This window comes from Pseudomonas sp., assembly GCF_050739655.1.
GTDB lineage: Bacteria > Pseudomonadota > Gammaproteobacteria > Pseudomonadales > Pseudomonadaceae > Aquipseudomonas.
In genome coordinates this window covers 64,636-76,021 of the sequence record NZ_JBOIBY010000260.1, presented here as the reverse complement: position 1 = coordinate 76,021, position 11,386 = coordinate 64,636, and the positions used below count along the sequence as shown (strand labels likewise).

Here is an 11,386-nt window from a genome sequence, read left to right as displayed (position 1 = left end):
CGGCGCATCGTCTGTGCTCGACCAGGTGCTGCTGGACCTGTATCGCCAGCCGAAACTGCCGCAGACGGCTTCGGTGTTGTAAACGCCACAGGACTTTGTAGGAGCCAGGCTTGCCCTAATGCCGGTCAGTTAAGGAACTGTAGGAGCAGCCGGTCGACGCTCGATTGCTCGCGCAAAACGTTAACGATGACGCGAGCATCCTGACTGGTCGCGGCGTCTACAGGTTTTTCGCGAGCAAGCTCGCTCCTACGGTCGCTGTATTTAACCCGCCGAGGAAGTGCCCCCATGACCCGCCTCACTGCGAAAGACTTTTCCCCGCAACTGCTGGAGCTCTACGACTACTACGCCCACGGCCTGATCAATCGACGCGAGTTTCTCGACCGTGCCGCGCTGTTTACCCTCGGTGGCTTGACCGCCAGTGCGCTGCTCGCTTCCTTGAGCCCGAACTATGCACTGGCCGAGCAAGTCGAGTTCACCGACCCGGACATCATTGCCGAGTACATCACCTACCCGTCTCCCAAGGGCCACGGGCAAGTACGCGGATATCTGGTGCGCCCGGCGAAAGCCACCGGCAAGGTCGGCGCAGTGGTTGTCGTGCATGAAAACCGTGGGCTCAACCCCTACATCGAGGACGTCGCCCGGCGTCTGGCCAAGGCAGGTTTCATTGCCCTGGCACCGGATGGTCTGACGTCGGTGGGTGGCTATCCCGGCAACGATGACAAGGGCCGTGCCCTGCAGGAAAAGGTCGATCCGGAAAAACTCATGAATGACTTTTTCGCGGCGGTTGAATGGATGATGAAACATGACGCCGGCACCGGAAAAGTCGGCATTACCGGGTTCTGTTATGGCGGTGGGGTTACCAATGCCGCGGCGGTGGCGTATCCAGAACTGGGGGCTGCCGTGTCGTTCTATGGTCGCCAACCCGAGGCCAAGGATGTGCCGCGCATCAAGGCACCGGTGATGCTGCACTACGGTGAGCTGGACACGCGGATCAATGAAGGCTGGCCCGCCTATGAGAAAGCCTTGAAAGACTCGGGCAAGGTGTATGAAGCGTTCATCTATCCCGGCGCCAATCACGGCTTTCACAACGACTCCACGCCGCGTTATGACAAGGCGGCAGCGGACCTGGCGTGGGAGCGGACGCTGGGGTGGTTTCGCAAGTATTTGGTTTGAGCAGCAGGCATAGGGTTTGATCGTTCCCACGCGCAGCAAAGGAATGCAGCCCGGGACGCTCTGCGTCCCAATCAAAAGCCGAACGCAGAGCGTCCGTTGAGGCGTTCCCACGCAGAGCGTGGGAACGATCTGTAACAACTGCGCGATAGGGGTTATTTCGGTTGTGGGACCACTCGCAAATACGGCTTCAAGGTTTTGAACCCGTCCGGGTATTTCTTGCGGGCATCCTCGTCCGACACCGATGTCGGAATGATCACGTCTTCACCCGGGCGCCAGTTCACCGGCGTGGCAACGGTGTGTTTGGCGTTCAGTTGCAGTGAGTCGAGCAATCGCAGCACTTCATCGAAATTGCGCCCGGCGCTCATCGGGTAGATCAGCATCGCCTTGACCTTTTTGTCTGGGCCAATGATGAACACCGAACGCACGGTGGCGTTGTCCACGGCGGTGCGTTTGCCGCCGCTGGCATTGGGGTGAATCATGTCGTAAAGCTTGGCCACCACCAGGTTGTCATCACCGATCATGGGGTAGTTGACGGCATGGCCCTGGGTTTCTTCGATATCGCCAACCCAGGCGTGGTGGTCGCTGACCGGGTCGATGCTCAGCCCGACGATTTTGGTGTTGCGCTTGTCGAACTCCGGTTTCAACCGCGCCATGCAGCCCAGTTCTGTGGTGCACACCGGTGTGAAGTCCTTCGGATGCGAGAACAGGATGGCCCAACCGTCACCGATCCACTCGTGAAAGCGGATAGGACCTTCAGTACTGTCGGCGGTGAAATCCGGTGCCTCATCGCCAATGCGGATTGTCATGATTGATCTCCTTGAAGTGATGGTTATCGGGGTGGTTTTCGAGTGGGTTATCGAGCCAGTCAGCGACTCAGTATAGGAGACGAATGACGGCTCTCAACCGCCAAGCGCGATGATCGCCGCGATCAGCGCCGCACCGACAACCGCCAGCGCAACGCTACCCTGCCAGGGTTTGGCTGCGGCGTACCGCGCCAGGATCCAACCGGCCACGAACAGCACCACAAGCCCGATAAGGTTGGACAAACATCTATGGCGCCTGACACTGCGCCATCGCAGCATCGTTGCACTCGACAGCGCCTACAACGGTGCGACAACCACAATTCCCTCCTGTAGGAGCTGGCTTGCCAGCGAAAAACCCGAGGCCACCGTGGGGCATCAGGATTAACGCGTCATCGTTGACGATTTTCGCTGGCAAGCCAGCTCCTACACGGGACACATTCCGCAAGGCCGTTCGGTCAATCCACCAACGCAATCAACTGATGCCGCTGCGCATCGGTCAGCATCGGTCCGAAACCTGCGCCAGCGTTTTCCGCCATGTAGCGCGGGTTGCCGGTGCCGGGGATAACGCAGGTGACCGCCGAATGTGACAACAGGAACTTGAGGGTCAGTTGCGGCCAGCTCTTGACCCCGACCTGAGCGGCCCAGCCCGGTAGCGGTTTGTCCTTGAGCTTCCCCAGCAGCCCACCGCCGCCGAACGGCCGATTGCAGATCACCGCCACACCGCGCTCGCGACACAGCGGCAGAATGCGCTTTTCGACAGCGCGATCATCCAGCGCATAGTTGATCTGCAGGAAATCCAGCGGCTCGGCCTTGAGCACCGCTTCAACTTCGTCATAGGCCGATGCGGTGTAATGGGTGATGCCGATGTAGCGAATTCGCCCCTCCTCCTTCCACTGGCGCAGGGTTGGCAGGTGGGTTTGCCAGTCCAGCAGGTTGTGAATCTGCATCAGGTCGATGCGGTCGGTCTGCAACAGCGCGAAGGACTGTTCCATCTGCGCAATGCCGTCTTCGCGACCGCGGGTCCATACCTTGGTTGCCAGGAATGCCGGCGAGCGCGGTTCATGGATCGACAGCAATTCGCCGGTGGTCTGTTCAGCGCGACCGTACATCGGAGAGCTGTCGATCACCGTACCGCCCTTCTCGAACAACGCCCTGAGCACGGCGGGCAATTGCTTGTAGGCGGCATCGCCGGGGGCCACGTCAAAGCCGCGATAGGTGCCCAGGCCCACGATGGGCAAAGACTCTTTGCTGGAAGGAATGACGCGGGTCTGCATGCTCTTGCCTCCTGTTCCCGTCGACGGCGGGGTTTGCGCGCCGGTCGGACCGAACGTGAAGACCGCCGAAACACCGGCAGCCAGCGTAAGTATTTTTCTACGGGTGTACCCCACAGGATGGCTCATAAATCGTCCCTTGCCCGCCAATCACGTTTCGACCCGGACACTTGTCACCGGGCATCAGGGCCTTCCATTAGCGCCAGCTACACTCAGATTGCCCCCCGGAGCCGCCAATGCCGCCCACTAACGTTAGTCGAATGCCTCGTACCCTGGTGCTACTCGTCGTCATCCCCGCAACGGTGTACCTGGCGCTTTGCGTTGCGTTGTTCGTCTTTCAGCGTGCGCTTATCTACTACCCGCAACCCCGTGCCTTGGGCTCACCAGAATCGCTGCTGACCCTGCCCGTCGATGACGCACTGGTGCAGGTTTCCGTCAGGCCCCATGCCGGCCCCAACGCGCTGATTTACTTCGGTGGCAACGCCGAGGACGTTTCGCGCAGCCTGCCGGCGTTCGCCGAAGCCTTCCCCGACCATGCGCTGTACTTCATGCACTACCGGGGCTTCGGCGGCAGCAGCGGCTCAGCCTCCGAGGAAGCCATTGCCCGCGATGCCATGACACTGTTCGACAAGGTCTATGCAGACCATCCGCAGGTGGTCGTAGCCGGACGCAGCCTGGGTTCGGGGGTTGCCGTGCGTCTGGCCAGTGTTCGCCCGGCCACCCGCCTGTTGCTGGTCACGCCCTACAACAGCCTGGAAGAACTCGCCGCGCGTCAGTTCCGCTGGTTTCCAGTGCGATGGCTGTTAAAGGATAAATTCGAATCCTGGCGCTACGCCCCACACATCACAGTGCCGACCCGACTGATCGCCGCCGAATACGATGAGGTAATTCCAGCGGCAAGCACGCAGCGGCTGTACAGCCATTTTGCCAAGGGCATGGCCTCGATGGAGGTCATTTCGGGAACGGGGCACAATTCGATCAGCGAAAGCCCTGAGTACTTCAAGGCCCTGGGTGCACCGGATTGATGGTACCCCCGTGTAGGAGCTGCCGAAGGCTGCGATCTTTTGATCTTGTTTTATAAAAGCCAACATCAAAAGATCGCTGCCTTCGGCAGCTCCTTCAGGAGAAATGTTGTTATCAGGGAAGATAAAAAAGTCCGGGAAGCGCGCCCACGCTCCCGGACCAAAGGTTGCTACATGCTCATTTAGACCCTGCAATCAAAACCGTGGCTTCACCGCCTTCCACTCCGGCTTATAACGCTGCATCTGCTTCACGTCATCGCGCTGACGAATGCCACAGCTAAGATACTGGTCATGCAGCTTGCCCAACTGATCATGATCCAATTCCAGACCCAGCCCCGGCGCACGGGTGATCTTCACGCAGCCATCGACGATCGGCAGTTTGCCGCCCTTGATCACCTCTTCGTCCGGTTCCTGCCACGGATAGTGGGTATCGCAGGCGTAATCGAGGTTGGGCACCGAGGCGGCCACATGGGCCATGGCCATCAGGCTGATGCCCAGGTGTGAGTTGGAGTGCATGGACACGCCAAGACCAAAGGTCTCGCACATTTTCGCCAGCGCCTGGGTGTCGCGCAGGCCGCCCCAGTAATGGTGATCGGCCAGCACGATCTGCACGCTGTTCTGGGCCACGCTGCGGCGCAACTCATCGAAGTCAGTGACTACCATATTGGTCGCCAGCGGCAGGCCGGTGCGTTTGTGCAGCTCGGCCATGCCTTCCAGGCCCGGCGTGGGGTCTTCGTAATATTGCAGGTCGTCACCCAGCAACTCGGCCATGCGGATCGAGGTTTCCAGCGACCAGTTGCCGTTCGGATCGATACGCAGCGGGTAGCCGGGGAAGGTTTTTTTCAGCGCCTTGATGCACGACACTTCATGCTCGGGCGGCAAGGTGCCCGCCTTGAGCTTGATGCTCTTGAAACCGTAGGCCTCGATCATCCGGCGTGCCTGGGCGACGATTTGCTCCTCGTTCAACGCCTCGCCCCAATTGTCCGGCTTGTAGGGTGAATCGACGTGCTGCGCGTACTTGAAGAACAGGTAGGCGCTAAATGGAATCTCGTCGCGGATCGCCCCGCCCAGCAAGTCCACCAACGGCACATTCAGCGAATGCGCCTGCAAATCAAGGAACGCCACTTCGAACGCCGAGTAGGCATTGCTCACCGCTTTGCTGGCGTGGGAGCCGGGGGCCAGTTCCGCACCGGCAATGCTCGCCGGCTTGTTCGCCGCCACCGTCGCCTGAACGATGCTGCGTAGCTGATTGAGGTTGAACGGATCCAGACCGATCAACTGGTTCTGCAATTGCTGCTGGATCGCCAGCGCCGGCGCATCGCCATAACTTTCACCCAGCCCGATGTAGCCATTGTCGCTTTCGATTTCAATAATCGAGCGCAGCGCAAAGGGTTCGTGGATGCCGCTGGCGTTGAGCAATGGCGGATCACGGAAAGCGATGGGGGTGACGGTGACTCGTTTGATTTTCAAGAGGCTGCTCCCGTTGGATCAGATTTCAGGGCTTGATGACTGACTGGCTTTTTTGCGGCACCAGCCTCGACCGCTGCGCCGCTCAGCGCAGGGAGGCTGTCGCCGCGTGGGGCGGTACGGGCAAAGAAGATCACCACGGCCGCCACCAGCGACGTGGCGGCCAAACCGTACAAGCCTCCCTCGATGGAGCCGGTGCTTTGCTCAAGGAAACCGAACGCGGTGGGTGCGACGAAACCGCCCAGGTTGCCAATGGAGTTGATCAAGGCGATCACCGCCGCAGCGATGCGGGCATCCAGGTAGCCTTGCGGAATCGGCCAGAACAAGGCCGAGGCTGCCTTGAAACCGATGGCGGCAAAACAGATGGCGACAAAGGCAAACACCGGGCCACCAGTGGTGGACATGAACATGCCGAACGAGGCGATCACCAGCGTCACCGACACCCACGCCTGCTGGAATTTCCACTTGCTGGCCATGGCCGCGAAGCCGTACATGGCGACGATGGAAATGATCCACGGGATCGAGTTGAACAGGCCGACCTGGAAGTCACCGAGGTTGCCCATTTTCTTGATCATGCTTGGCAACCAGAAAGTAGCGCCGTAGATGGTCAGGGCGATGGAGAAGTAGATGAAGCAAAACAGCGCGATTTGTTTGTCTGCCAACAATTTGAACATCGACGGCTTGACCGTCCGCGTGGCATCGCGGGCCTGTTGTTCAATCGCAATGGCAGTGGTCAGTGCGGTCTTTTCCTCTTCGCTCAGCCACTTCGCTTCACGGGGATGGGATTGCAGCCAGAACCAGACGAAACCGCAGAGCACGATGGAGGCGAAACCTTCGATCAGGAACATCCACTGCCAGCCATGTAGGCTCAGGCCGTTGATGTGCAGCAGCGCACCGGACACCGGGCCGGAAATCACCGAGGCGATGGCCGAGCCGCTGAGAAAAATCGCCATGGCCTTGCCCCGTTCAGTCGACGGCAGCCACTGGGTGAAGTAGTAAATGATGCCGGGAAAAAAGCCCGCTTCGGCGGCGCCAAGAATAAAGCGCAATACATAGAAGCTGGTCTCGCCGCGTACGAAGGCCATCGCCATCGCCGCCGCACCCCAAGTGAACATGATGCGCGTCAGCCAGGCCCGCGCACCGTAACGTTGCAGCAGCATGTTGGACGGCACTTCGAAGATCGCGTAACCGATGAAAAACAACCCGGCGCCCAGGCCATAGGCGGCAGCACCGATGCCCAGGTCGGTTTCCAGGTGGCTGCGCACGAAGCCGATGTTGACCCGGTCGATGTAGTTGACGATGAACATCACCACGAACAGCGGCAGCACATGGCGCTTCACTTTGGCCGCGGCGCGGGCCAGCACGTTCGGGTCGGGTGGACTCTGTAGGGTTTTCAAGGGGCGACTCCCGTTCATTGTTCTTTTTGGGGATAGCTTTCTGCTTGGACCGATCATGGACGCCCGCATTGATCCCGTCTAATCTAACTTGGCATTCGATTGATACCCGGATTAGATCAATGTTCGAACTGACTCAACTGCGCTGCTTCACCACCGTGGCCACGGAACTGAATTTCCGCCGCGCCGCCGAACGGCTGAACATGACCCAACCACCGCTCAGTCGGCAGATCCAATTGCTGGAGCATCACCTGGGCGTCGAACTGTTCACCCGCAGCACTCGCAGCGTCGCCCTCACTGCCGCCGGTCGGGCGTTTTTCATCGAAGCGCAAAACCTGCTGGAGCGCGCGCAGCAAGCGGCGGTGACGGCCAGACGCTTCGCCGAGGGTGACATCGGCTCGGTCAATATCAGCTTCGTCGGCAGCGCGGTGTACGAGTTTTTGCCCAAGGTCATTGCCGAAGCGCGACTCAAACAGCCCCACGTCAAAATAGTTCTGTCGGAAATGAACACCTACCAGCAGCACGAAGCCATGCGTGCCAGGCGCATTGACCTGGGCATCGTCCGTGCGCCCCTTCTGGAACCGGGCTACTCCACTGAGTGCCTGGTGCGCGAGCCGTTCGTGTTGGCCGTGCCAAGCACGCACCCCTTGGCCGCTGCCGACAATGTGTCGGTCCAGGACCTCGATGGGCAACCGTTCCTGATGTACTCCCACGCCGCCTACCCGCCCTTCAACGAACTGCTGACCGGCATGCTGCGCTCGGCCCGTGTCGCCCCGGATTACGTGCAATGGCTGGGTTCGTCCCTGACGATCCTGGCGCTGGTCAACGCCGGTATGGGCCTGGCCCTGGTGCCGCGCTGCGCCACCAGCGTGGTGTTCAAAAGCGTGGTGTTTCGCGATATCGACCTGGGCGAAGGTGTACAGAGCGAACTGCATCTGATCTGGCGCGAAAACAACGACAATCCGGCGTTTGCGATGTTGCTGGATGGGATTCGACGGGCAGTGCGTGAGGGTTGGGGGTTGTCATGACCCAACAGCTCCAGCCTGACGCTACTATCTGCGGGGGCATCACGTAATCAACACCCCGGTGTATTGAAGAAAAACAGATCGGAGCCAACCCATGCGCATTGCCTTGCTTTCAGACATCCACTTGTCCGTCAACGCGCTACCTTTTCCCGAGGTCGATGCCGATATCGTGGTCCTGGCAGGTGACATCGCCCGTCCGGCCAGAGCCATCGAGTGGGCAAAGTCGTGCCCTCTTCCACTGCTGTATGTCGCTGGCAATCATGAGTTTTACGGCAGCGACCTGATCTCGACTTACGAGCAATTGAAGACACTGGCGCAAGGCACGCAGATCCATGTGTTGGAACGTTCGGAATATGTCCAAGACGGCGTGCGTTTTCTTGGGTGCACGCTGTGGTCAGACTATCGCTTGTTCAATGACGCAGAAAACCGGGCCCAGGGTATCGACCTCGCGACCCAACTCATCCGTGACTACTCAAACATCAGAATCTCGCCCGACTTCCCGGACTTGTTCAGCCCGGCGATTTCCCAGCTGGTGTTTCTGCAGACAGTCGCCTGGCTGGACGACTGCTTTGCCCGTGACAGCAGCACGCCCACGGTGGTGATTTCTCATTTCGCGCCGACCCGTTCCAGCATCAGTCCGGCTTTTGCCGGCTCGCCAATCAATGCGAGTTTTGTGTCAGACCTGCAAGAGCGGATCAAGGGTTGGCAGCCGGCGCTTTGGCTGCATGGGCATACCCATGGCAGCTTTGATTACCGGGTCGGCAACACCCGCGTCATTTGCAACGCCCGAGGCTATGCAAAAAATGGCGTGAATGAAAATCCTGAATTCAATGCCGCCTACGTGATCGATCTGGAGAACTAAACCCCTGAAAACATGACCGCTGATCCGAGAGTTCGACCAGAATCAATAAAAACATATTTTTATGCTTATATTGATATTGTCGAACATTCCCACTTTCAGAGGGTGCTGTCATGAACATCAAAACCTTGGCTCTGATCCTCCTCGCTTTCTGTGCGCAACCGGTCTGGAGCCAAACGCCTGCTGCTTCTCCCGCTACAGCCACTGCGGACAGCGCCGCGCTGACCACGCGCCTGGCACTGCGTGACCTTTGGGTTGAGCATATTTTCTGGATCAGAGACTACGCGCTGGCCAACCAGTCCGGCGACCAAAAGCAAGCCAAAGTGGCCGCCGACCAGGTGGTAGACAACGCAACCAAAATCGCCAACAGCATCGCACCGCTCTACGGCCAGCCAGCGGCTGATCAACTGCTCAAGCTGCTTGCCGGTCATTGGGGCGCGGTGAAACACTACAGTGACGCGACGGTTGCCAAGGACGCGAAAGGCAAACAAGCCGCCGTTACCGAGTTGACCAGCAATGCCAAGGCGATTGCGGCGTTCCTGGCCAAGGCCAACCCCAACCTGCCTGAAGCGACGCTGGTGAATATGCTGTCGGCCCATGGCGGGCACCACATTGCCCAGATCGATGAATTCGCCGCCCATGACTATGCTGGCGAAGCGAAGACCTGGTCGATGATGCGCGAGCACATCCTGGCGCTGGCCGACGCGTTGACCGCCGCGCTGGTCAAGCAATTTCCCGACAAGTTCTGACCTGAACAAGAGAAAACACCATGCTGCAAGGACTGGGCCGAACACAGCAGGACTTGCTCAATGCATTGCTGCACCACGCGGGCGGCATGAGCATTGACGAGCTGGCCGAACACCTGGCCGTCACCCGCACAGCGATTCGCCAACACCTGGCGGCGCTTGAGCGTGATGGCCTGGTGCTGCGCGGCGAAACCCGGCCGACCGGGCGGCGCCCGGAGCAGCTGTACCAGCTCACCGATCACGCCAAGGAGCAGTTCCCGCGCCAGTATCAACTACTGGCCAATGCGCTGATCGATGAAGTGGCCGACATCGTCGGCCCCGAGGCCCTGGCGGCCCTGATGCGCAGCCTGGGCCGCAAGCTGGCGCTGGACCGCGAGCAACAGGTCGTCGATGAGGCGAAGATCGTGCAGCACATGAATCAGGCGGGATACGAAGCCGAAGTGTTTTTTCGCTCGTCCGGCGAACCGGAAATCGTCGCGCACAACTGCGTGTTCCATCGCCTGGCAGCGGCCCATCCGGTTGTCTGTGAACTGGATCTGGCCTTGATCGGTACGTTGGGTGGCGCTGAAGTCGAGCATTCCGAGTGCATGGTCCGGGGTGGTCATGTCTGCCGCTTCAAGCTTCGCCCGATGGCGGACGAGGACCCCACGCAGAACCCGTAAAAATGTCCTCTTCCCCCGTGAACCAAGTCTGGGCAAGCCAGTCTTAGATCGGCGCTTCTTCCTCTCCCGACAATATCAATTCAGCAGAGCTGTCCGCCCCATGCGCCATACCTTGCGCTTCACTTCGCTGTGCCTGCTTTACTCGCTACCTTTTATCGCCATAACCGCCCACGCCGGAGCTGAACGACAACTGGTGGAAGCCATCAACGACTACCGCGCCCACCCGCAAGACTGTGGACGGCGTCCCGCCCAACGTTTAACGCCATTGGCGCTGAAGTCGAGCCTGGCATTGCCGGTCGGTTACGGTGGCGGTTTGCGGGAACGGTTGAAGGATGCCGGGTATCAAGCGGTAGCGGTGCGCAGCATCCGTGTCGTGGGTGCGCGAGATGCCGAAGAGGCTTTCGACATGCTGCAGAGCGATCACTGCGCCGCCCTGCTCGACAGTCAGTACGCCGACATTGGCATCAGTCGCAGCCGGGGTGAATGGCAAGTGGTGCTGGCGCGGCCGGTGCTGGACGGTCAGATGGGCGATACACGAAGTGTCGGCAAGACCTTGCTGGCCCAGGTCAACGCCGCCCGGGCCAAGCCACGGATGTGCGGTCGCCAGCGCTTCGCCGCCGCACGACCTCTGGCCTGGAATGCCAACCTGGGCGCGGCCGCACAAGGGCACAGCAAGGCCATGGCCTACGGCAACTACTTCGCCCATCGCGATCCCGATGGCGACACCCCAGCAGACCGGGCACGAGCCGCCGGTTACCGTGGACGCCAGATCGGCGAAAACATCGCCGCCGGCCAAGGCTCACCGAACAAGGCAATGGCAGGCTGGCTGGCCAGCCCCGGTCACTGCGCCAACCTGATGAACCCGATGTTCACCCAAGTCGGTGCCGCCTACGCGACGGACGCGCGCAGTGATCAAGGGGTTTATTGGACGATGTTGTTTGGGGCGCAATGAACGGCCCCGCGT

General features: G+C 60.0%; 11 protein-coding genes and 1 pseudogene. 7 read left to right on the top strand and 5 right to left on the bottom strand.

The features are described 5' to 3' along the window. Positions 1–285: 285 nt before the first annotated feature. On the top strand, positions 286–1,173 hold the full coding sequence (yghX, locus tag ACRESJ_RS13095) for a YghX family hydrolase (protein ID WP_431758260.1): 888 nt from the start codon (positions 286–288) through the stop codon (positions 1,171–1,173). A 152-nt stretch (positions 1,174–1,325) separates the two neighbouring features. Here yghX and ACRESJ_RS13090 read toward each other — a convergent pair whose 3' ends face one another. From ACRESJ_RS13090 to ACRESJ_RS13080, 3 genes and pseudogenes are all read right to left on the bottom strand, one after another. Next, positions 1,326–1,979 carry a peroxiredoxin gene (locus ACRESJ_RS13090; RefSeq protein ID WP_431758259.1) on the bottom strand — a complete coding sequence of 218 codons (654 nt, stop codon included), beginning with the start codon at positions 1,977–1,979 and terminating at the stop codon, positions 1,326–1,328. Positions 1,980–2,072: 93 nt separating this feature from the next. Continuing rightward, a pseudogene (locus ACRESJ_RS13085) lies at positions 2,073–2,219 on the bottom strand (hypothetical protein); the annotation flags it as partial. Between the two features lie 212 nt (positions 2,220–2,431). Next, positions 2,432–3,376 (bottom strand): aldo/keto reductase, encoded by a 945-nt coding sequence (locus ACRESJ_RS13080; protein ID WP_431758258.1) that lies wholly within the window; start codon positions 3,374–3,376, stop codon positions 2,432–2,434. A 107-nt stretch (positions 3,377–3,483) separates the two neighbouring features. On the opposite strand from ACRESJ_RS13080, the gene ACRESJ_RS13075 reads away from it, so the two are divergent. Continuing rightward, on the top strand, positions 3,484–4,272 hold the full coding sequence (locus ACRESJ_RS13075) for a hypothetical protein (RefSeq protein ID WP_431758257.1): 789 nt from the start codon (positions 3,484–3,486) through the stop codon (positions 4,270–4,272). 192 nt (positions 4,273–4,464) lie between these two features. On the opposite strand, the gene ACRESJ_RS13070 is transcribed toward ACRESJ_RS13075, so the two are convergent. Both ACRESJ_RS13070 and ACRESJ_RS13065 read right to left on the bottom strand, forming a co-directional pair. After that, positions 4,465–5,739: a glucarate dehydratase family protein gene (locus ACRESJ_RS13070; RefSeq protein WP_431758256.1), complete on the bottom strand. Its 1,275-nt coding sequence runs from the start codon at positions 5,737–5,739 to the stop codon at positions 4,465–4,467. After that, a complete protein-coding gene (locus tag ACRESJ_RS13065) occupies positions 5,736–7,133 on the bottom strand; it encodes an MFS transporter (protein ID WP_431758255.1) in 1,398 nt (465 codons plus the stop codon). Before ACRESJ_RS13065 ends, ACRESJ_RS13070 begins: the two co-directional genes overlap by 4 nt. A 119-nt stretch (positions 7,134–7,252) precedes the next feature. Here ACRESJ_RS13065 and ACRESJ_RS13060 point away from each other — a divergent pair, with 119 nt between their 5' ends. The 5 genes from ACRESJ_RS13060 to ACRESJ_RS13040 all read left to right on the top strand — a co-directional run bounded on the left by ACRESJ_RS13060 (position 7,253) and on the right by ACRESJ_RS13040 (position 11,374). Continuing rightward, positions 7,253–8,158 carry a LysR substrate-binding domain-containing protein gene (locus ACRESJ_RS13060; RefSeq protein WP_431758254.1) on the top strand — a complete coding sequence of 302 codons (906 nt, stop codon included), beginning with the start codon at positions 7,253–7,255 and terminating at the stop codon, positions 8,156–8,158. A 91-nt stretch (positions 8,159–8,249) separates the two neighbouring features. Further along, positions 8,250–9,017: a metallophosphoesterase gene (locus tag ACRESJ_RS13055; protein ID WP_431758253.1), complete on the top strand. Its 768-nt coding sequence runs from the start codon at positions 8,250–8,252 to the stop codon at positions 9,015–9,017. A 110-nt stretch (positions 9,018–9,127) separates the two neighbouring features. Beyond that, positions 9,128–9,763: a hypothetical protein gene (locus tag ACRESJ_RS13050; RefSeq protein WP_431758252.1), complete on the top strand. Its 636-nt coding sequence runs from the start codon at positions 9,128–9,130 to the stop codon at positions 9,761–9,763. Between the two features lie 20 nt (positions 9,764–9,783). Further along, a complete protein-coding gene (locus ACRESJ_RS13045) occupies positions 9,784–10,422 on the top strand; it encodes a helix-turn-helix transcriptional regulator (RefSeq protein ID WP_431758251.1) in 639 nt (212 codons plus the stop codon). A 100-nt stretch (positions 10,423–10,522) separates the two neighbouring features. Next, positions 10,523–11,374, top strand: a complete 852-nt coding sequence (locus ACRESJ_RS13040) for a CAP domain-containing protein (protein WP_431758250.1) — start codon at positions 10,523–10,525, stop codon at positions 11,372–11,374. Positions 11,375–11,386 lie beyond the last annotated feature (12 nt).

Coding starts and splice junctions, on each gene's coding strand:
- yghX (WP_431758260.1), top strand. CDS start 286: ATGACCCGCCTCACTGCGAAAGACTTTTCCCCGCAACTGCTGGAGCTC.
- ACRESJ_RS13090 (WP_431758259.1), bottom strand. CDS start 1,979: ATGACAATCCGCATTGGCGATGAGGCACCGGATTTCACCGCCGACAGT.
- ACRESJ_RS13080 (WP_431758258.1), bottom strand. CDS start 3,376: ATGAGCCATCCTGTGGGGTACACCCGTAGAAAAATACTTACGCTGGCT.
- ACRESJ_RS13075 (WP_431758257.1), top strand. CDS start 3,484: ATGCCGCCCACTAACGTTAGTCGAATGCCTCGTACCCTGGTGCTACTC.
- ACRESJ_RS13060 (WP_431758254.1), top strand. CDS start 7,253: ATGTTCGAACTGACTCAACTGCGCTGCTTCACCACCGTGGCCACGGAA.
- ACRESJ_RS13055 (WP_431758253.1), top strand. CDS start 8,250: ATGCGCATTGCCTTGCTTTCAGACATCCACTTGTCCGTCAACGCGCTA.
- ACRESJ_RS13050 (WP_431758252.1), top strand. CDS start 9,128: ATGAACATCAAAACCTTGGCTCTGATCCTCCTCGCTTTCTGTGCGCAA.
- ACRESJ_RS13045 (WP_431758251.1), top strand. CDS start 9,784: ATGCTGCAAGGACTGGGCCGAACACAGCAGGACTTGCTCAATGCATTG.
- ACRESJ_RS13040 (WP_431758250.1), top strand. CDS start 10,523: ATGCGCCATACCTTGCGCTTCACTTCGCTGTGCCTGCTTTACTCGCTA.